Consider the following 20,747-nt stretch of genomic DNA (forward strand, 5'->3'; position numbering starts at 1 on the left):
CTTGGGTTAATCTCGCGATACTGTTCCCATCATAGCGAATTCCCGTTTTCTTTTCCAGTGCTTTCCGAGTCGGCACTGCCCGCGAGCTCCGCCGCGCGCGAGGCGTGAAGCAGCGCATCCAGAATTTCGTCGAGATCGCCGTCCATCACGCGGTCAATGCTGTAGAGCGTGAGCTTGATTCTGTGGTCGGTCACGCGCCCCTGCGGGAAGTTATAGGTTCTGATTTTTTCCGAGCGATCTCCCGTTCCGATCTGCGCGCGCCGCGCCTCGGCGGTCTCGGCCTGCCGCCGCTCGAGTTCGAGCGCGTAGAGCTTACTGCGGAGCAGGCGGAAAGCCTTCTCTTTGTTCTGAAGCTGCGACTTCTCGGTCTGCGAGTAGATCACAATGCCGCTCGGGTAATGTGTCAGGCGCACCGCCGAATCCGTCGTGTTGACACACTGACCGCCGTTTCCGGACGCGCGCATCACATCGATGCGCACATCCTTCATGTCGAGCTGCACATCAACCTCCTCCGCCTCCGGCATCACGGCGACGCTCGCCGTGCTCGTGTGGATGCGGCCGCCCGCCTCGGTTGCCGGGACTCGCTGCACGCGGTGCACGCCGGACTCAAACTTGAGCCGCGAAAACGCCCCCTGTCCGCGCACTGTCGCGATGACCTCTTTGATGCCGCCGAGCCCGCTCTCGTGGATGTCGTCGATTTCCACCTTCCAGCCGCGCTTTTCCGCATACTGCCGATACATGCGAAAGAGCTCCGCCGCAAAGAGTGCGGCTTCGTCGCCGCCCGCGCCCGCGCGGATCTCGAGCACCACATTTTTCTCGTCGTTCGGATCCTTCGGCAAAAGCAATTCCTTCAGTTCTGCCGCGCGCCGCGCTTTCTCTTGCCGCGCTTCCTGCAGTTCCTCTTTGGCGAGCTGGCGAAGCTCCTCATCCCGCTCGGTCTCGAGCAGCGAGAGCGCCTCTGCCTCTTGCTCTTTGGCGCGCTGTAACGCTTCCATACAGGCGACCAGGGGGGAAAGTTCCGCCTGTTCCTTTAAAAGGCGCTGTAAGCGCACACTGTCCTCATGTGTCTCCGGCGCCGCGAGCTCGGCCATCACTTCCTCATAGCGGCGCAGCGTTTCCCTGAGATGTCCCTCTACCATGAAAAGTCCCTTTCACAACGCGATCCCGCCCCGCGAGATCCTGAATGATTTGTATGTCCGAAAACGCTGCCGCCCGGAGGAGCGCAGCCACCGCCGCGCCCTGTGACGCGCCGATCTCGAGATACAGGCCGCCGCCATCTGTGAGATGCGCGCCGCTCTCCGCCGCAAGCCGCCGGTAAAAGGCGAGCCCGTCCGCCGTGCCGTCGAGCGCAAGCCGCGGCTCATGGTCGCGCACTTCAACGCTCAGTGTTTCGATTTCCGCGCTCTCGATGTAGGGCGGATTCGCCGTGATGACATCGAAGCGCTCCGGAATCTCCGAAAAGAGATCCGAGCGCCGGAGCGAAAGCGGCAGCCCCGTCCGCGCACGGTTGATCTCCGCGACCGCGAGCGCATCCGCCGAGATGTCCGCGCCGAGCGCCGAATGAAACCCGCCGAGCTTTAAGAGCGCCAGCGGAATGCAGCCGCTCCCGGTGCAGAGATCCAGTAAGCGCCCCTCTCTTCGGTCCCGCAGCACTGCTTCGACCAGGCACTCCGTGTCGTAGCGCGGAATCAGCACGCGCTCATCCACATAGAGCTCAAGCCCGCAGAAATTCTGCGCCTTTGTCAGATACTGTAACGGCACGCCCTCTGCCCGCTGTTCCAGCATAGCCGCATAGCGCCGCGCCGCCTCCGCCGGAAGTTCCCGCTCGCGCGCGAGGATATAGTCCGTGAAATCCATCCCCAGAATATGGCAGAGAAGAAGCCGCGCAGTCTGCGCGGCTTCTTCTCTGCCGGCCGCCGCGAGGTACGCTGTACCGCGGCGCTCTGCCTCTCGAAGGCTCTCGGCACTCATGCGCTCGCCTCGTCTTCCGGAAACACCGTGCCGAAGTTCTTCCGGAGATAGTCTTTCCAGTCAAAGACCGCTTCGACGGCCTGCATCGCGACTTCCGCCATGTCGGGCGTTGGCTCCCTTGTCGTGAGCCCCTGCATCCACATGCCCGGGCGGCTCAGCGCATTCACGAGCGCCGAGTCATGGGTGCCCGTAAAGCGGAGAAACTCATAGGAGACGCCCGCAATGACCGGCATTAAGAGAATGCGCGAGACTGCGCGGAGCAGAAGGGTCTCCGGCCGTATCACAATAAAGAAGAGAATCGAAATCATCATCACAATCAGGATGAAACTGGTCCCGCAGCGCTTGTGCTCTCTGGAACTCTTCATCACATTTTCGACCGTGAGCGGCAGTCCGTGCTCCACGCAGTTGATGCACTTGTGCTCGGCGCCGTGATACATGAAGGTGCGGTGTATGTCCTCCATCCGCGAAATTGCCTTGATATAGCAGATGAAAATCAATATCCGGAACACGCCCTCCAGAACCGCAATCAGCGTCTCGCTCGCGATGACTCTCTTTAACAGCCGCGCGAGGAACATGGGCAGCAGCATGAAAATGCCGATCGCAATGAGGAAGGAAAAGGCCATGATGACACCCATCATCACCTTCATTGCCTTTTCGCCGAAGGTCTTTTCGAGAAAGGCCTCAAATTTCGAGGGCTCTTCCTCCGTAGCGCTCTCGTCGCCGCCCGCATAGATTTCGGCCGACCAGTTCAGCGCCCGCATACCGAGTATCATCGAGTCCGCAAAGCTGAAGATGCCCCGCACAAACGGCAGGCGCAGCAGCGGATACCGGTCCGTGAGACTCACATAGCGCTGTTTGTCCACCGCAATGCCGCCGTCTTCCCGCCGCACCGCGCAGGCATAGTACTCTCCGTTTTTCATCATGATGCCTTCCAGAATCGCCTGTCCGCCGATGCCGGAATATTTTTGTCTTGCCATTTTGTCGCCTCCTCTCTCAAACGTAAAACAGGGGCTGAGTGATACCCTCAGCCCCTGTCCCCTGTTTATTTTTTACTCGCCCTTCACGCCGTACTTCTTGTTGAACTTCTCAATGCGTCCGCGCGCGCCGGCGGTCTTCTGCTGACCGGTGTAGAAGCTGTGGCACTTGGAGCACACCTCAACGTGAATCTCCGGCTTCGTCGAACCGGTCACAAAGGTGTTGCCGCAGTTGCAGGTCACCGTAGCCTGGTAGTAATTCGGATGGATTCCCTCTTTCATTTGTTTCACCTCGCTTTAACTTGATATTGATGAAAGCGGCGAACCGCTTTTCCGTTCCCATTCCCATTGAAAAACAGCTTTCACAGTATAGCATGCTTTCTCTGCCGCTGCAAGCCCGGAAACAGCTTTTATTTGGAGTCCGCGAGCCTTCCGAGCAGCGCATGATTGTCCGCGCTCTCCCGGAACAGCCTGAGAAAAGCTTCGGTCTGCACTTCGTTTGTCCCGCCGCCCCGGAGGTTCCTGAGCCTTGCGACGCCCTCTCTCTCCGCCGCGCTAAGCAGGAGCTCCTCCCGTCTGGTTCCGCTCCGCGCCACGTCGATGGCCGGAAAAATGCGCCGCTCCGCGAGTCGGCGGTCCAGCATGAGTTCCATATTGCCGGTGCCCTTGAACTCCTCGTAGATCACATCGTCCATGCGGCTACCGGTCTCGACGAGCGCCGTCGCCAGGATCGTGAGACTGCCGCCCTCCCGCATGTTCCGCGCCGCGCCGAAGAAACGCTTCGGCATATAGAGGGAAGCCGGGTCCAGACCGCCCGAGAGCGTGCGCCCCGAGGGCGTGACCGTTAAGTTATAGGCGCGCGCAAGGCGCGTGATCGAGTCGAGCAGTATCATGACATCGCCGTGCTGCTCGGTGATGCGGCGCGCCCGCTCAATCGCCATCTCGGAGACTCTTCGGTGCTGCTCCGGCTCCCGGTCAAAGGTCGAGTAGATGACCTCGACTTCCGGGTCCGCAATGTACTCTTTGATGTCCGTGACCTCCTCCGGTCTCTCGTCAATCAGGAGCACAATCAGATGGATTTCCGGCGCGTTTTTCCGGACCGTCTTGGCGATTTCCTTGAGCAAAGTCGTCTTGCCGGCCTTCGGCGGCGCGACAATGAGGCCTCTCTGTCCCTTGCCGATCGGTGCAATCAGATCGACGACCCGGAGCGCGAGCGGGCTCTTGTCGCCGGTCGCGAGCGGAATGCGCTTGTCCGGAAAGACCGGCGTCATATCCTCGAAATTCGCGCGCCTAAGCTCCGCCGCGCGGACGCCGTTTACCGTATTCACATAGAGCAGCGCGCTGTAGCGCTCCTTTTCGCCGCGCAGGCGCTTCACACCGGTCACAAGGTCGCCGGTTCTCAGGCGAAAGCGCCGTATCTGTGAAGGCGACACATAGACATCCTCCTCGCCCGGCAGATAATTTGCCGAGCGCAGAAACCCGAAACCGCCCTCACTCACAATTTCCAGTAAACCGGACGCGAGCGTCCCGCCGTCCGCCGCGTCGCGAAGGCTGTCCGGCAGTTCCGCGACCGCCTGTTGCACCCGCGTGCGCGACAGAGCCGTCAGTTTTTCCGCGAGTTCCTGCTTCCTAAGTCCCGTAACGCCGTGCAGTCCGCGCTCTTTTGCGAGTTCCCGGAGTTCCGTAAGGCTCAGCTGCTCAAGTCTTTCTTCCGCCATGCTTCTCCTCTCCCGCCGCTTTCAGGGCGGCGAGACGCGCTTTGATTTCCGCTTCCTTTCCGTTGTCACTCGGCGCATAAAAAACAGTTCCGCGGAGTGTCTCCGGCAGATAGTCCTGTGCCACATAGTTGCCCGGGTAATCGTGCGGATACCGGTAGCCCACGCCCCGGCCGAGCTTCTCATGGCCCGCATAATGGGCGTCCCGGAGATAGGGCGGTATCACAGCTGCCGTCGTCTGCGCCGCAAAGTCGAGCGCAGAAAAAATCGCGGTCGTCGCCGCATTGGATTTCGGCGCGCTCGCGACATAGAGGCAGGCCTGACTGAGTAAGAGCTTCCCCTCCGGCATGCCGATGCGGTCCAGCGCCGCGGCCATGCTCTCCGCGACGACCAGCGCCATCGGGTCGGCATTGCCCACATCCTCCGCCGCACAGATCACAATGCGCCGCGCGAGGAAGCGCGGGTCTTCGCCCGCGTAGAGCATGCGCGCGAGGTAATAGACCGCCGCGTCCGGGTCGGAGCCCCGCATGCTCTTGATAAAAGCGGAGACCGTGTCGTAGTGGTTATCGCCGTCTTTGTCATAGCGGATGACGCGCTTCTGAATGCAGTCCTCCGCGACGGAAAGCGTGATGGAAATACAGCCGTCGCTCTCCGGCGCCGTGGTCTTCATGCCGAGCTCGAGGGCATTCAGGGCGGTTCTCGCATCGCCCGCGGCGGCATCCGCAAGGAAGGCGCAGGCCTCCTCCGTGAGTACGGCGCTCCAGTTTCCGTACCCGCGCTCCTTGTCCGCCATGGCGCGGCGAAGCAGCGCAGCAATATCCGCCGCCGCAAGCGGTTTTAACTCAAAGATGCGGGAGCGCGACAGCAGCGCCGCATTGACCTCAAAAAAGGGATTTTCGGTCGTTGCGCCGATCAGCGCAATCGTGCCGTCCTCGACATAGGGGAGCAGAAAGTCCTGCTGTCCCTTGTGAAAGCGGTGAATCTCGTCGACAAAGAGCGTGGTCCGCCTGCCGCGCCCGAAATTCTCCTTGGCGCGCTGAATCACTTCTTCCATCTCTTTTTTGCCGGCCGTCGTCGCATTCAGACGGCAAAAATCCGATTGCGTCTCGCGGGAGATGACCTCCGCGATCGTGGTCTTCCCGCAGCCGGGCGGGCCGTAGAGTATCATGGATCCGACGGCATCCGCCTTGACCGCCCGGTAGAGCAGCTTATCCTTGCCGAGAATGTGCGCCTGCCCCGCAATTTCCTCGAGACTCTGCGGGCGCATTCTGACGGCGAGCGGTGCTTCCTGCCGAAGCGCATTCTCCCGCATGTAATCAAAGAGATCCATCAGTTCAGCCGCTCGCTCTGCAGGAGATTAAAATCTCGGTAATTCAACTGCTCATGCTCGAGCTCCGAGAAAATGTAGCTCTTGTCATAGACCCCGTTCTCGTTGTCGTAGTTGCTGGTATCAAAAATCAGCCATCTGCCGTCCAGCTTGGATGTGCCGAAGATATGCATGATGCCGTTCTCCTTATTCGTCGCAATCATGCTGACATAGGAGAGACCTGCACTTCGGAACAGGAGTTCCGTAAAGCCGTTATAGCCGACGCAGGCAGTCTTCCGCGAACCGACAACGTCCTGCAGGCTGTTCTGCTGTGTCGTAAAATCGTAATTCAGGCGACCGGCCACATAATCGCAAATCCACTGCGCCTTGTCGCGCGCGCTCTTTCCAGCGGTCTCCGCCTTGACCTCGTCGACCAAGCCGAGGAGGCGAACCAGACTCTGATAATTCCGATAGGCCTCGCCCTCGGTAAACGGGCGGTTCAACTCAACCCCGGCGAGAATGCGCTTATCCCGGGTATTCAGAATGACCCGAGCATTCGGGAAGAATGCGAGCCCGGACAGGAGTTCATAGCTCAGCTGCTTCCGGTTCGTGGCCGCGCCCTCGTAAACCAGGAGATATGACTTTCCATTGCCATCCACATACTGGCTCTCCGGGCTGTACCAGACACTGTTCCGGTACAACTGCCGTTGGATGTCCCAACGCACCGGATCTGTCTCATACGAGAGCAGACGTTCAATCGCCCTGTCAACATCTTCCGCGGTATAACCATATTCTGTCCTGCGGGGAAGCGCTGCACTGTCCGGTTGCAGACTGGTTTCCACGGTCTGCAGCAACTTTGTCTCCGCCGCGCACACACTGTTCGGCAGACTTGTAGCGATTCCAATCCCCATTCCCAGCGCAAAAAGCGCTCCTTTCCACTTTTTTATGGACAATTTCATCCCTCTTTCTTATAATAAGTGCATCAATAAATACTTTTTCCGATTAAATACGGATAATCTCAGTATAGCGCAGCCCCGGTCGCTGTGTCAAAACAGAAAGGATTTTCTATGAATGGCGAAGAAAAAGAGCGACGCGTCGCCGTACTGATTGACGCCGAAAATATTGCGCCAAAGTATCTGCCGATTGTCCTCTCTGAGGCAAACAATCTCGGAAGCGTCAATATCAAGCGCATTTACGGCGACTGGACCATGCCGCAAATGAGCAGCTGGCGCAATGTGATTCTCGACAACTCAATTCAGCCCATACAGCAGTATTCCAATGTATCCGGTAAGAATTCCTCAGATTCTGCGCTCATCATCGACGCCATGGATCTGCTCTATCAGGGACGTTTTGACTGCTTCTGCATTGTCTCCTCAGACTCTGATTTCACACGTCTCGCCGCACGCCTCCGTGAGTCTGAGATCTATGTCCTCGGCATGGGCGAGCAGAAGACGCCAAAGAGCTTCATCTCCGCCTGCAGCAAGTTCTCCTACATTGATCTCCTGTACCGCGCGAATCAGCCTCCCCTGCCTGCGATGACGGACAAGGCCGCTGAAATGGAGCACAATGAGAAAAATTCTGCTTCCACAGGCTCTTCCGGCATGGGCATGCGCCTGAAATCTGTCCGAAAAGCACTGATTCAGATCTGGGAGGAAAATTCCGACGACGACGGCTGGATTGCCTCGAGCCAGCTCGGCAACTTTCTGAACAAGCAGTTTCCCGACTTTGACGTCCGGAACTTCCAGTTCAAGAAATTTGTCCCCTTCATCGACTCCACAAATCTCTTCGAGAAGCGCACCGAAGGGCTGCATGTGAGCTTCCGCTTAAAATAACAGGGGCAGCAGCACCGCAGCGCTCTGCAAACTGACCGCAAGTTTTGCCGCTATCGCACAACAAAAAAATCGGAGTGCCAAAAAGAAAAACAGCGAGAGCCATGACGCTGCGGTGAGCATGCGGTTTGCCCGCGCAATATCTTCTGTCTCGATTTCACGCCCTGCATCGCCGATGTAGGGCTTTTCTTTGCGCTCTCCGAAATAAGAGGCCGGCCCTGCGAGCCGCACCCCGAGGGCCCCCGCCATCACGCTCTCGGTCTGCGCGGAATTCGGGCTCGCGTGCCGGTAGCGGTCCCGCCTGAAAATGCGGGCAGCCTCTCTTGCGTCCTGCCCCGTGATTGCCGCCGCAGCAATCAAAAGAAGCGCCGCAATTCTCGCCGGAATCCAGTTGAACACATCATCCATGCGCGCCGCGACTCTGCCGAAGAGCTCGTAGCGCGCATTTTTGTAACCGAGCATCGAGTCCATCGTGTTCACGGCCTTATAGACCCAGCCGCCTGTCACACCGAATAACAGCAGATAAAAAAGCGGCGCCACCTCGCCGTCGGATGCATTTTCCGCGACCGTCTCGACCGTTGCACGGATGACCCCCGCCTCATCGAGCGCTTCCGTATCCCGGCCTACAATATAGGACACAGCCTTTCGCCCCGCGGCAAGGCCTCCTTCCCCTAGGGCACGCGCGACCCTTTCGGCGCTGTCCCGGAGGCAGCGCGCCGCAAGAAGCTGGTAAGACAAAAGGATTTCGAACAAAAAGCCGAGCGGAAAGAATATTCCGCGAAGCCCCGCCGTGAGCAAAAAAACGCCAGTGCCGACCGCCCCGACACAGCAGAGCCAGAGGAAAAGTCCGTTCCAGAAAGCGGCGACCGGCGGCCCCGCCTTCGGATAGAGCCGCCGCTCGAGTTCCCGCACGAGCCCTCCTATGATACGCACCGGGTGAAACCAATGCTCCGGATCGCCGAGCAAAAGGTCTAAGAAAAAACCGAGCACTACGGCGACTTCCAAATGCCAGTGCTGTAGCAGAACATACCCAGTCTCCATTCAGCCCTCCTTCCTAAGCAGTGCGGCGCCCCAGAGCTCCGTGAGGCGCTCCAGACGGTAACTCGCATTGGCCGGACTCGTCGAGGGCAGACATACGGCCGGAATGCCCGTCTTGGCCTCCAGATAGCGCGCGTAGTACTTTGCCGCGGTCGTGCCGTTTACGAGCACACGGCGTATTTTTGCCTCTCTCGTGACCGTCTCGATATCCACCGGAACCGCGCCCCGTATGCTCGCATCGCTCGAGCCCTGAATTTCGCAGCGCTCCAGGACATCCCAAAGGGCAAGTCCGTGCGAGAGTAGCAGCGCGCGCTTCTCCTCCACCGTCTCCGGCACAGCCTCCTGATAGACCGCCGCGAGCACACGCCAAAAGCGGTTCTGCGGATTCGCATAGTAGAACCCCGCCGCGCGGGACTGCACCGAGGGAAAACTCCCGAGAATCAAAATTTTGCTGTTCCGGTCAAACACCGGCCCGAACGAAAAACTCTCCTGCACAAAAGCTCCTCTCCGAATAAGAAGTCCCCGCCGAAACAAGTTCGCGCGGGGACTTCTGTCAGTTCGTGTTCTGTTTTAAGCCGATTCAGCAAATCTTGCGAATCCAGCCCTCCGGGCCTTCGATATGACCCGCCTGAATACCTGTAATCGTATCATAGAGCTTCTGCAGCACCGGTCCCATCTTCTCCCGTCCGGACGGCAGATCGATGACTTCGTCGCCGTTGACCACGCGTCCCACCGGGCTGATGACCGCCGCCGTGCCGCAGAGACCCGCCTCCGCAAAGTCCTTCAGCTCGGAGAACTTCACCGGTCTGTGCTCCGTCTTCATGCCGAGCATGTGCTCGGCGATGTAAAGGAGGGAGCGCCGCGTAATCGAGGGCAGAATCGAATCCGACTTCGGGCTCACGAGAACGCCGTCCTTCGTCACAAAGAGGAAGTTTGCGCCGCCCGTCTCCTCGATATAGGTTCTGGTCGCCGCATCCAGATACATGTTCTCGTCAAAGCCGTGTTCATGCGCGTCCACATAGGCGTGCAGGCTCATCGCATAGTTGAGTCCGGCCTTGATGTGACCCGTGCCGTGCGGTGCCGCGCGATCGTACTTGCTCACGCAGAGCGTGGTCGGCTTTGCGCCGCCCTTAAAGTACGGGCCCACCGGCGTCGCAAACAGCCGGAACTGGTATTCATCCGAGGGCTTCACGCCGATCACCGGGCCGCTCGCGAACATATAGGGGCGCAGATACAGAGAAGCGCCGCTGCCATAGGGCGGAACCCAGTCCGCATTTGCCTTGACAACCATATCCACCGCCTCGAGGAATCTCTCCTCCGGGAACGCCGGCATCTCCAGATAGCGCGCCGAATCCGCCATGCGCTTCGCATTCATGTCCGGGCGGAAGGTCACAATGCTGCCGTCCTCGGTGCGGTATGCCTTGAGGCCCTCAAAGACCTCCTGGCAGTACTGCAGGATGCCCGCGCACTCCGAAATGCACACGGTCGCATCCGCCGTGAGACCGCCCTCATCCCATGCGCCGTTCTTATAGTTGGAAACGTAGCGATGATCCGTCACGCGATAGGCGAAGCCAATGTTTCCCCAGTCAAGATTCTTTTCTGCCATGTAAAACGCCTCTCTTCTGTCTCTGATTTGCTTCTGATTGCTTAGATTCTGTTGTTCGATCCCAGAACTTCCGTGATCTTGTGTGCAACAATCGCCTTGACATTGGCTCTGCCATCACCGAGATACTGTCTCGGGTCAAAATGATCCGGGTGCTCATTGAAGTGCTGGCGAATGCCCGCCGTCATGCCGAGGCGCAGATCGGAGTCGATGTTAATCTTGCAGACCGCGCTTCTCGCTGCCTCGCGGAGCTGATCCTCCGGCACACCGATGGCATCCTTCAGCTGACCGCCGTTTGCGTTGATAATCTTCACATACTCCTGCGGGACGGAAGATGCACCGTGCAGCACAATCGGGAAGCCCGGCAGTCTCTTCTTCACTTCCTCGAGGATGTCGAGGCGCAGCTGCGGCTTGGTGCCCGGCTTGAACTTGTAAGCGCCGTGGCTCGTGCCGATTGCGATTGCGAGGGAATCGCAGCCCGTGCGGCTCACGAATTCCTCAACCTCTTCCGGTCTCGTGTAGGAGGACATACCCTCCTCGACGCGGACATCATCCTCCACGCCTGCCAGCGTGCCGAGCTCAGCCTCGACCACAACGCCGTGTGCGTGTGCGTACTCGACGACCTTCTTGGTCTCGGCGATGTTCTCCTCGAAGCTGTGGCCCGAGTAGTCAATCATGACCGAAGTAAAGCCGCCGTCGATGCAGTCCTTGCAGGTCGCAAAGTCTGCGCCGTGATCCAGATGCAGCACAATCGGAATCTCCGGATGGAGCTCCACCGCTGCCTCGACGAGCTTCACGAGGTAAATCGAGTTCGCGTACTTTCTCGCACCTGCCGAAGCCTGCAGAATCACCGGGGACTTGAGCTCTGCCGCAGCCTCCGTGATACCCTGAACAATTTCCATATTATTGACATTGAATGCACCGATGGCGTAACCGCCCTCATAAGCCTTCCGGAACATCTCAGTCGAAGTGACCAATGCCATAACCGCTACCTCCCTTTCTAAAGAAGACGACGTGTAAAAGTTTCTGTCATTATTCTAAACAAAGTCTTGGACGAATTCAAGGGAAGCGAAGGACTTTTGCGGGCGCTCACACCACTCTCTTCTGATACAGCTGATATGTTCCGAGAATCAGAAGCACATTGACCGGCAGGTAGAGAAGAATCAGCGCATAGGCCTGCGGTATCCGTAGACTTCCGAGTCCCACAAATTGCATTCTTCGCAGCAGCCGTCCGAGATGCAGCAGCCCGTCCGGCAATAAGAGCATCTTTGCCATGCCCGGCACATTCGCTTTCAACGCCGGGATGCAATACGCAATGACAAAGGGGGTGATGGCCGCGACTGCGGCGGAACGGGTCAGCCCGAGCAGCAGCGTCGCCAGGTTCACGACGAATAAAATGCCGATTTGATGCCCCTTCGTTGAAATGTTCCGGTTTCTGATTTCGGAATTCTGCTCCGCAGGGAAAACGGCGTGCTACAATGGATACCGTAACTTCTCAGTCGAAACCGGAAAGGCTCTCACCATGGCATTACAAAGCGGCGCGGAGGCGGAACTGCTTCTGCACTGGTATCAAGAAAACAAGCGCTCTCTCCCCTGGAGAGATACCGGAAATCCGGAAGATGTCTGGATTTCCGAGATTATGTTGCAGCAGACACGGGTGGAGGCGGTCAAAGACTACTTTGTCCGCTTCCGGACAGCTCTGCCCACCGTCGCCGCGATTGCCGCCTGTCCCGATGAACAGCTGCTTCGCCTCTGGGAGGGGCTCGGCTACTACACCCGCGCGCGCAACATCAAAAAATGTGCCCAGGTTCTGCTCCGCGACTACGGCGGAGAACTCCCGGTGGATCCGCTGGAACTGAAAAAACTCCCCGGCATAGGCCCCTATACGGCGGGAGCCATCGCCTCGATTGCCTACAATGTCCCCGTCCCCGCGGTCGACGGCAATGTGCTCCGCGTCTTTTCGCGTCTCACGGCCTGCGCGGACGATATCATGGAGCCTGCGGTCAAACAGGCCTTTACCGAGCGCCTGCAGGATCTGCTCTGGCAGCTGGTCTACACCGACCGGAAGACCTTTCCGGTTGCGGACTTTAATCAGGCGCTCATGGAGCTCGGCGCGCTGATCTGCATTCCGAACGGCGCGCCGAACTGCGAGCGCTGTCCGATTGCGGCGCAGTGCGACGCCCACTGCCTCGGCATCGAGACCGAACTTCCGCACCGCGCGCCGAAGAAGCCCCGCCGCGTCGAAGTGCGCACCGTACTCGTGCTCCGGGACGGCGAGCGCTTCTATATACAGCAGCGGCCCTCAAAAGGTCTGCTCGCGGGGATGTACGAATTTCCGGGGCTTCCCGGCGCGCTCTCCGAAGAGGAGGTCTTACAGGCGGTCAATGCGCGCGGCCTCACGCCGCTCCGTATTCTTTCACTCCCCGCCTTTCAGCACGTCTTCACGCATATCGAGTGGCACATGAGCGCCTTTGAGGTACAGATTGCGGAGCCGCTCTCAGCTGCGTCCGCACACCGGAACCGCAAAGAGAACGCGCGCGAGGGCATTTTCGTGACGCGCACCGAGCTCGAAAAGCTCGCACTCCCCTCTGCCTTCCGGCCTCTTCTGGCCCGCTATGCACTGCGTCCACCCCGCAAGAAAAAAAATTAAATTTCCGCTTGCTTTTTTCTTGTACCTCCGGTATACTAGTCCTCGCTGGAGATATAGCTCAACTGGGAGAGCATCCGCTTGACGTGCGGAAGGTCGCAGGTTCGAACCCTACTATCTCCATTTTTTGTACCCGAAAATCGAAGTTGATTTTTCGTCTACGGACAGCGAAAAGCGCGAGCCGGTCGTGAGTTACGACCGGCTCGCGCTTTCTTTTCGTTTCTCTCAAACTTCCACTTCCTCAATGTTCTCGGCTTCCCCCTCGGAGAAGCGCTCCAGGATTCCGCGTCTGCCGTCGGCGCGCACCCACTCGCCCTCGCGCACATGGGCAAACAGATTCGGCAAGCCGAGCAGCGTAAGTATTCCGAGCTCGCGCGCAAGCACGGCCTCGTGAGACCAGATGCTTCCTTCGCCGAGGACCAGCCCCCGGCTCACGGCAAAGAGCGGCAGGAGCCGCTCCGAAAAGCGTTCCGCAAACAATACGGTTCCGCTGCGGCGGGGCAGGGTCTCGCCGTCAAAGAAACCCGCCTCTCCCTCGGCGATGGCGCCGCCCGCCTCGACCGGCACACGCTCTGTCTCCGCCCCCGCCTTGGCCTCCCGCCGTATCACGGTCATATTTTCCCGCGCGAGCATGCCGAAGCAGCAGAGCTCCCGGTAACGCGGCAGCGCGGCATTCCGCTCCTGCTCGCGCTTTCTCTCGTTCATCCGGGGCTGCAGACTCCGGAAAAAGGCCATCTGCTCTATCTCTCCCGCAAACGCGCGCCCCAATTCCTCGCGGTGAAGGTAGAACAAATCCTGCGCCTCCGCGAGTTCTCCCTGTCGCATCAGCTGTTCCCCGAGACGCACGACTTTGCGGCGAAGACCATCCACACGCCGCTGCGCGAGAAAATCCAGGTTTTCGCGGGCGCGGAGGAAAAAGACCAGTTCCTGCAGAAGCCGCTTTCCCCAGAAACCGCCGAAGAAACCGAGCTGTCGCATCAGCTCTTCCTGCGCCTGCTCGCTGACTTCCCGCTGTTCCGTGCGGATTTGCACCGGTTTTGCGTCGGCGTAGCACTTCAGGAAGCGAAAGAGCGGCTGCGGATTCTGCCGGAGACTCTCCCGCTCCAGCACGTAATCAGCCGCGCCGTAGGCGCCGAACTGTTCCAGAAAGTGATACAACTCGGTCGCAAAGACACTGCGCTCGCGCTGTGCCTTACCCTCCTCCGCGCGAAGCCGCCAGCAAATGCCCTCCAACTCCTGCGCCGTGTGCGCCGCAAAGAGTCCGCGCAAATCGCTGCTCTCCTGCACGGTGCGGAGCAGGGCACTGAGTGCCTGCACAAAGGCTGCGCTCTTCATACCGCCCTGTGTCATAAGTGCCGCGTGTAAAAGTCCCTCGGGATGCTCTGTCTGCCGCGCCTTCAGTTCGATAAGCAGCGCCGCATAGCAACGCTTTGCGCTCTCCTCCGCCTCTGCCGCAAGCTGCCCGAGCGCGCCGAGCGCGGTACTCGCGGCCTCTATGGCCTGCCAGCGCTCCGCGGCAGTGACCTCCGCCTTCTCCTCAGGCTGCTTTTCCTGCTCCGCCTGCTGCAAATAGCGTGAGATTGCATAGTGCTGCGGCAATCGCTGCAGAAGCTCTGCCGCCTGCGAATTCTCTCCGTCCTCCTCTGCATTGCCCTCGCGTCGCATATAGAGCCGCCCTTCAAACAGCACGGTTTTGCAACCCGCCTTCTGATACAATCCCTGCAGCAAATCAAAGCCGAGCGGTGTGAGCAACGCGCCCGACCTGCCGTCCCGCGCAGCAGCTTCCAGATAGAAATGCGGCTCCCGCTTATCCAGGTGACGGTATACAGCCATCTCACTCTCCTGGACCAGCCAGAGACTGCCGCTCTTTCCCTCGACGAATTCAAACCGCCGCGCGGTTGTGGGCACATTGTCTCTCTCAAGTTCTCCCGCGAGCGTGGCAAGGCGCACAAATAAAACCTCATCCGGCGCGCCGGACACCGTGCTCCTGCGTATTTCTCCCGTTCTGCTCAGCACCATCCGCTGCTGCCCTACGGCATCGTCATAGACGACAAGCAGTTCCTCCGGGTCGCCGCTGTCCGGATTGGTCGTATAGACCACAAAATTCCGCACCGTCGCAATCATCTCCTGGAGAATCACGGCGACCGCCATGTCCTCGTCAAAGAGACCGTAGCGCAACATATAGCCGGTCGCGCGCGCCGAGAAGCAGGAGAGATAGCAGTTCTTCACCGCCGTGAGAATCTCCTCGCCGCACGGCACATGCAAATAACTCTGAAAAATTCCCTCAAAGCTGTGGCGCTCTTCCCCTCGCAAAATCAGGCTGCTCCGCACCGCAAACCGCTCTGCCCGCGGCACAGCGGTCGAAAGTTTCGCAATGAGTTCGGCGGCATCTTCCGCCGTAAACGCACATTCCGCGAGCAGCGCCGAAATCGCTTCTCCCGTCTCCGCATCGGGATGCCGAAGCAGCTCTTCATAGCGCGCCCGGCGCTCGCCCAGAAAGCGAAAAAAGAAATTCCGGTCCAGGACAAAAAAAGCAGGCACGGCGTAACCCAGTGCACGCCTGCGGAGCAATTGCCACGCCTTACTGCCCAGCAGTTGCTTCCCTTCTTCCTCTTTATTCTGCATGTTCTTCCCTCCGACGCCGTCTGTTCTGATAGCTCTATCATCTCATATTCCGGACTTTCTAACAAGCAAAGAAGGGGCAGCGCGTTTTTGCGCTGCCCCTTTCTTCCGTTGCTGTTTTCCTTATTCTACCGTAAGTGTGAAGCTGCCGACCTGATATCCGCCGGCTTTCACCGTCACCTCATTGCTGCCGCTCTCAAAGAGATTGCCGCTCAGCGTGAGGCCTGCGCGGCGATAGCGCTTCAGGCTAAAGGCAAAGCGATCGTCATACAGGTGGATGTAATTCGCATGAACCGAGCTCAGCTTCTTGCCGTTCACCGAAACTTCCAAGTCATTGCTTCGAAGCCAGGTGTCGAGCGCCTCATCCTCGAGTCCTTCAAAGCTGAGCGCATACGCGGGCTTCGAGCCGATGTCATAGCCCTGACGCGGAATCACTTTCTCAAGCACCGCGCCGGTCGGCACTGCCTTACCCGCTGCCGCCTCGTTCTCACTCTCTTCCGCGGACGCACGCTCCACCGTAAAGCGGAAGGGCTCGTACCCCTCTACTTCAAGAATTACTTCATTGCTCGCCTCGGTAAAGCCGTTCGCCGAGAGGCGCACGCCGTTCTTCTTGTAAGTTCTGTCAAAGAGCGTCGCATACTTATCGTCCATCGAGAAGAGATAGCTCTTGCTCTGCGCTTCCGTATAACGCTTTCCGTTCACCGTGAGCTTCGTAACCTTAGCGCGAAGGTAGGTATCCAGGGCATCCGCATCGAGTCCCGTGAAGGTGAGATCATAGACCTCTTTCGTGCCGCTGTCATAGCCCTGACGCGGCGAAACCTTCTCTGCCTGCGCAGCCGTCGGCGCCTTCTTCTTTGCCGTTTCGGCCGGTGCAGCGCTTCCGTTTTGCACCGCAAATTCCTTTTCTGCGTAGCCCTCGGCCTTCACGACAATGCGGTTTTCGCCTGCTGCCAAAGCCCCGAGCGCAAACTTGAGGCCGTCGTTTCTGCCGTAGCTGTCCTTATGGAAGCCGTACTCGCTGTTCCCGAGACCGTAGCTGTAGCTCTTACGCTCGTAGGCCGTACCGTTTACGCTGAGCTCGGTGATCTTCGAGAGATAGCTCTCAAGCTCATCCGCCGAGAGTCCCTCGAAGCGAAGAAGCCAATTGCTGCTGAGCAGGCTCTCTTCCTTCGCGAGCGTTGCGCTTGTCGGCGCCGCTTTGGTTTCGACTGCCGGTGTCGCCGGCGCGGGCGTGCCGCCCTCCGCCGCAATCGTGACTGTCAGCTTTGCATAGCCCTCTGCCAGAATTTCAATCTTCTTCTCGCCGGCCTGCTGCGCAGCGCTGCCGAGCTTCAGGGCATCGTTTCTGCCGTAGCCGTCCTGCCGGAGCACATACTCGGTCTCGCCGAGGCCAAAGCTGAAGCTACTCTTCTGATACACTGTGCCGTTCACGCGAAGCTCAGTAATCTTCGAGAGATAGTCGTTCAGCTCTTCACCCGCAAGGCCCTGGAAGCTCAGAACCGTATCGCTGCCAAATACCGTCTGATTCGTGCTGAGCGTCGCTCCGCTCGGTGCAGCCTTCTCCGCAGGCTTCGGCTGCTCCGGGACTGCCTCTGCCGCCGCAACCGTGAAATCTAACTTCACCGGTGTCTTTGCATCGATGAACTTCACATAGAGCGTGTAGCTGCCGACCGTCTTGAAGAGTCCTCCCTTCAAAATCAGCTGATTTCCGGAGAGCTCATAGTAGTCGTTGTCACTTGTTCCGCCCTCCATCGCCGTGAAGAGTCTTCTGACACCGCTCTCCTCCGGATTGCTGAGCTCAAGCTTCCCGAGCTTTCCTGCGAGCTTCTCCGCGGAAAGACCATCCACCGTCACCGTTACATCCGCATTCTGCTTCGCCTCGCCGTTCAGCACGAGTGTCGGTAGCGCCTCGGCAGCCGTGTACTTGAGCCTCAGCTCCGCCGCTCTGTACTTCTGACCGGCATCGATCTTCAGTTTGTGCTCGCCGACCTCCGGCGTGTTATAGAAATTAAACGCACCGCGCTTAATTGTCAGGGTGCCTGCCGTCGCATCCAGCTCGTACTGCTTTTCATAGGCATCCAGGAGATTCCGGCTCTCGCCGTCCACATAGAGACCGCGAATTGCCTCGAGATACGCGCTGTCATCCGTGTGCAGCACAAAGTCGTTGCCCGCGACCTCCGTCGTGCCGGTAAAGCTCGGGACCTTGTCTCCCTTGTAGAACTTAAAGCTTGTGAGCGCGCCGAGGCTTCCGTCCTCGAGAACATTCTGCACCTCATTCGGGCCCGCATAGCTCGCCGCCGCGTGGGACTCCGTGTACGCCTTAAAGCTCAGGCTCTTGCCGCCCTCAAGGCGCGCCTCCTTGTAGGCGTCCATGTAATCCGTGAAGCGATACAGCTGCTCGGCGCCGTCCTTGTAGATATAATCGCTCTCCGTCGTATCGAAGAAGCGCTTGACCACGGCCTGCGCATCCTCGTTCAGCGCTTCAATCTCATTCAGAATCAGCGCATTGGTCAGAAGATTGTAGTCAAAGACCATGCGGCCGTCCACATACTGGCCGCCGCCGCTGCTGCCGCTGCTCTTCTTGCTGGAGACAGAGCCCGTCGTTGCGCTCGAAACCGCATCGATCTCAACCGGCTTGCTTCTTGCGCTCTTCTTTGCCTTCAGCTCGCTCTCACTGTCCTCTTCCTTCAGGAAGGATTCACCCGGGTAAACCTCGAACTTCTTCTTGATCGGCTGATAGCCCGAGTATTTGAGGCTCAGCGTGTAGACACCGACCTCATCCGTGTTGACCGTCTTCTCTTCGTTGGAGCTCTTGCCGTAGAGGACAAAGAGATTTCCGAAGTTGAAGAAATCGTCTATATACTTGAGCTCCACCACCTTTCCGCTCGGCTTCTTCAGCATGACGCGCATAGAATCGATCTTCAAATCATTTCCAAAGCTCTCTCCGCCGCTCGCCTCCACGTTGAACTGGATACGCTCACCGGCCTTCGGATTTGCGGTCTCAACGCGCTGCTTTAAGCTGAACTGCGCGCTGCTCACCAGCTCAAACGGCACCGTGACGGTCTCATTCGTATAGCTCGAGTGAATGTTCACGCGGTAGATGCCTCTGCTCCGCATATTGCTCTGACCCGTCGGAATCTGGATGATGCCGTTTCTGCCGTGCTTCGTATCCTTGACTTCCGTCGTAAAGGTCGGGTTCTGATTGACCGGCCAGTTCTCGTTGTTCATGATTTTCAGGCTGTCGATGCCCTCAAACCACTTCTTCTGCTCCTCGTTCTCGACATTGAACTTGATGACAATGTTGTCCTTCTGGACGCCCTTGCCCTCTGCGTCAATCACCACAGGCTTCACATAGAACTGCGTTGTGACTGCATTGCTGTTCTCTTTTCTCTCCTGTCGAAGATCAAAGGTTGTGCTGCTCGGGAGAATGCGGTCATTGCCCTCCTTATCTTTCGGCGCAAGCAGATAGTCAAACTTCGAGATGCGTCCGCGTGACAGAATGTAATCCGGCTGATCCTCCGGGTTGCCCGGCAGCACTGTCTCGGTCGCTGTACCCGCATTGAGGCGAAGCGACTGCTCCGTGCTTCCGTCTGCCTTGCTGACCACGCGAAGCTCCTTCGGAGAAGCCACCGTGGATGCCCACTTCACCACACGTCCGGCATCATCCACCTTCTGCACCGCCTCGGTGACATTCACGCCGTCCACATAGATCTCATGGTCTTCCAGCGTGCCCTGACGGAACACAACCGTCACAAAATCCGCAAAACCGAGATGTACCATACGGCTCTTCAGTTCCTTCTCAGGCTGCTCGTTTTCAGGCTTGGAAGCATTCTCATTCTTGCCCGGTCTGTCATCTTCCACCGGGCCCACCGGATGCTCGGGTGCCTCCGGGCTTACCGCCGGATTTGCCGGATTCACTGCCGGGTTTGCCGCCGGATTTGCCGGATTCTCCGGGCTTGCGGCCGGATTTTCCGGATCCCCTGCCGGATTTGCCGGATTCTCCGGGCTTACCGCCGGATTTACCGGATTCTCCGGGGTGATCACCCCCGGCTGTGCGGAGTTGCTTGGACTTGCCGGCTGTGCCTCGGGCTGTACCGGCTTACTCTGCTCCTCGGGCTGTACAGGCTTTGTCGGCTCCTCAGGCTTTGCCGGCTTGGTCGGCGTCGTGTGAGAACCGCCGCCCGAGCCGCCGCCTCTTCGGCCGCCGCGCTTGCCGCCGCTATGTTTACCGCTGCCGCTGCGCTTGCCGGAAGAGGTCTTTCCGCCCGACTTATCGCTGTCGGAACTGCTGCGATTCGTCGTGAAGCCCTCTCCCACGCGGGTCTGAACCTGACCATTCTCATCAACCCACTTGCCGTCCCGGTTGACGCGGTAGCCATCCGGCGTCACACCTTCCTTGAGGAGCTTACCCTCCTGCTCATCCGCCTCGCCTGTAAAGTAATAACAATTGCCGTCAATCCAGTTCCAACCGGTCAGCATCTTGCCGAAGCCGCTGCCCTGCTTGTTTCCGAAAAAATACTGCGTTCCGTCTGCAAGGTAAAGCCAGCCGCTGCGAAGTGTTCCCGTCTTTGGGTCTACATAGTACCAGCTGCCGTTTTCGTAAATCCAGCCGAGGACATTCTGTCCCTTTTCATCCAGGAAGGACCAGTTTTCACCGCTCTGCTTCCAGCTTCCTGAGGTGTTCGCACGCTGCTTTGCGAAGACCTGAAGCGGGGTACTCAAAACCATGCTCATCGCTGTTGCGATGGCAATAGCCTTTAAACCATACTTTCTCATCTCTGTCTCTTACTCCTGCCATTAGATAGCCCTAATTATTAGCCTATGTTAACCTACCATACCTTTCTGACAGCTGTCAAGAAACATATCTTGCGTTTTTCTCGCATATCTTAAGATATTCTTGCGGGTGATAGTATCAAGAGTTTGTTATTCCTTATTTATATGGTTTTCGATTCTTACTGTGCTTCGGGCTTGCACTTTTTTTCGAGCAATTTGCGGTCTTATGTCAAGACAGAAACAGAGAGAGGCAGAGCCTACGCTCTGCC

At 58.5% G+C, this 20,747-nt stretch carries 16 protein-coding genes and 1 tRNA gene; 3 read left to right on the top strand and 14 right to left on the bottom strand.

The window, feature by feature from the left end:
* Positions 1–29 precede the first annotated feature (29 nt).
* The 7 genes from prfA to HMPREF9623_RS05075 form a co-directional block, all read right to left on the bottom strand.
* Positions 30–1,139: a peptide chain release factor 1 gene (gene prfA / locus HMPREF9623_RS05045; RefSeq protein ID WP_009532820.1), complete on the bottom strand. Its 1,110-nt coding sequence runs from the start codon at positions 1,137–1,139 to the stop codon at positions 30–32.
* Entirely contained in the window at positions 1,099–1,971 is an 873-nt protein-coding gene (gene prmC / locus HMPREF9623_RS05050) for a peptide chain release factor N(5)-glutamine methyltransferase (protein WP_009532821.1), read from the bottom strand. The genes prfA and prmC overlap by 41 nt, the downstream gene beginning before the upstream one ends.
* Positions 1,968–2,948 (bottom strand): DUF1385 domain-containing protein, encoded by a 981-nt coding sequence (locus HMPREF9623_RS05055; RefSeq protein ID WP_009532822.1) that lies wholly within the window; start codon positions 2,946–2,948, stop codon positions 1,968–1,970. Before HMPREF9623_RS05055 ends, prmC begins: the two co-directional genes overlap by 4 nt.
* A 72-nt stretch (positions 2,949–3,020) precedes the next feature.
* Complete coding sequence (gene rpmE / locus HMPREF9623_RS05060) at positions 3,021–3,227, bottom strand: 50S ribosomal protein L31 (protein ID WP_009532823.1); 207 nt, start codon at positions 3,225–3,227, stop codon at positions 3,021–3,023.
* A 128-nt stretch (positions 3,228–3,355) separates the two neighbouring features.
* Entirely contained in the window at positions 3,356–4,663 is a 1,308-nt protein-coding gene (gene rho / locus HMPREF9623_RS05065) for a transcription termination factor Rho (RefSeq protein WP_009532824.1), read from the bottom strand.
* On the bottom strand, positions 4,644–5,990 hold the full coding sequence (locus tag HMPREF9623_RS05070) for a replication-associated recombination protein A (protein ID WP_009532825.1): 1,347 nt from the start codon (positions 5,988–5,990) through the stop codon (positions 4,644–4,646). The genes rho and HMPREF9623_RS05070 overlap by 20 nt, the downstream gene beginning before the upstream one ends.
* A complete protein-coding gene (locus tag HMPREF9623_RS05075; RefSeq protein WP_009532826.1) occupies positions 5,990–6,919 on the bottom strand; it encodes a transglutaminase domain-containing protein in 930 nt (309 codons plus the stop codon). Before HMPREF9623_RS05075 ends, HMPREF9623_RS05070 begins: the two co-directional genes overlap by 1 nt.
* A gap of 114 nt (positions 6,920–7,033) precedes the next feature.
* Here HMPREF9623_RS05075 and HMPREF9623_RS05080 point away from each other — a divergent pair, with 114 nt between their 5' ends.
* On the top strand, positions 7,034–7,798 hold the full coding sequence (locus tag HMPREF9623_RS05080) for an NYN domain-containing protein (RefSeq protein WP_009532827.1): 765 nt from the start codon (positions 7,034–7,036) through the stop codon (positions 7,796–7,798).
* Here the strand turns inward: HMPREF9623_RS05080 and cbiB are convergent.
* The 5 genes from cbiB to HMPREF9623_RS05105 all read right to left on the bottom strand — a co-directional run bounded on the left by cbiB (position 7,790) and on the right by HMPREF9623_RS05105 (position 11,822).
* The gene (gene cbiB / locus HMPREF9623_RS05085) at positions 7,790–8,836 is read right to left on the bottom strand and encodes an adenosylcobinamide-phosphate synthase CbiB (protein WP_009532828.1); all 1,047 of its coding nucleotides are present in this window, start codon (positions 8,834–8,836) and stop codon (positions 7,790–7,792) included. The two genes, HMPREF9623_RS05080 and cbiB, sit on opposite strands and share 9 nt — an antisense overlap.
* Complete coding sequence (locus HMPREF9623_RS05090; RefSeq protein WP_009532829.1) at positions 8,837–9,328, bottom strand: DNA-deoxyinosine glycosylase; 492 nt, start codon at positions 9,326–9,328, stop codon at positions 8,837–8,839.
* Positions 9,329–9,413: 85 nt separating this feature from the next.
* Positions 9,414–10,466 carry a branched-chain amino acid aminotransferase gene (locus HMPREF9623_RS05095; RefSeq protein ID WP_306697044.1) on the bottom strand — a complete coding sequence of 351 codons (1,053 nt, stop codon included), beginning with the start codon at positions 10,464–10,466 and terminating at the stop codon, positions 9,414–9,416.
* A gap of 14 nt (positions 10,467–10,480) precedes the next feature.
* Entirely contained in the window at positions 10,481–11,419 is a 939-nt protein-coding gene (gene fba / locus HMPREF9623_RS05100; protein ID WP_009532831.1) for a class II fructose-1,6-bisphosphate aldolase, read from the bottom strand.
* A gap of 106 nt (positions 11,420–11,525) precedes the next feature.
* Positions 11,526–11,822 (bottom strand): hypothetical protein, encoded by a 297-nt coding sequence (locus HMPREF9623_RS05105; RefSeq protein WP_009532832.1) that lies wholly within the window; start codon positions 11,820–11,822, stop codon positions 11,526–11,528.
* 136 nt (positions 11,823–11,958) lie between these two features.
* Here HMPREF9623_RS05105 and HMPREF9623_RS05110 point away from each other — a divergent pair, with 136 nt between their 5' ends.
* A complete protein-coding gene (locus HMPREF9623_RS05110) occupies positions 11,959–13,086 on the top strand; it encodes an A/G-specific adenine glycosylase (protein WP_009532833.1) in 1,128 nt (375 codons plus the stop codon).
* A 47-nt stretch (positions 13,087–13,133) separates the two neighbouring features.
* Positions 13,134–13,206, top strand: a tRNA-Val gene (locus HMPREF9623_RS05115).
* Between the two features lie 102 nt (positions 13,207–13,308).
* Here HMPREF9623_RS05115 and HMPREF9623_RS05120 read toward each other — a convergent pair.
* Entirely contained in the window at positions 13,309–15,708 is a 2,400-nt protein-coding gene (locus HMPREF9623_RS05120; RefSeq protein ID WP_009532834.1) for a PEP/pyruvate-binding domain-containing protein, read from the bottom strand.
* A gap of 120 nt (positions 15,709–15,828) precedes the next feature.
* The gene (locus tag HMPREF9623_RS11990; RefSeq protein WP_009532835.1) at positions 15,829–20,481 is read right to left on the bottom strand and encodes a hemoblobin-interacting domain-containing protein; all 4,653 of its coding nucleotides are present in this window, start codon (positions 20,479–20,481) and stop codon (positions 15,829–15,831) included.
* Positions 20,482–20,747 lie beyond the last annotated feature (266 nt).

This window comes from Stomatobaculum longum (assembly GCA_000242235.1).
Taxonomy (GTDB): Bacteria; Bacillota; Clostridia; order Lachnospirales; family Lachnospiraceae; genus Moryella; species Moryella longum.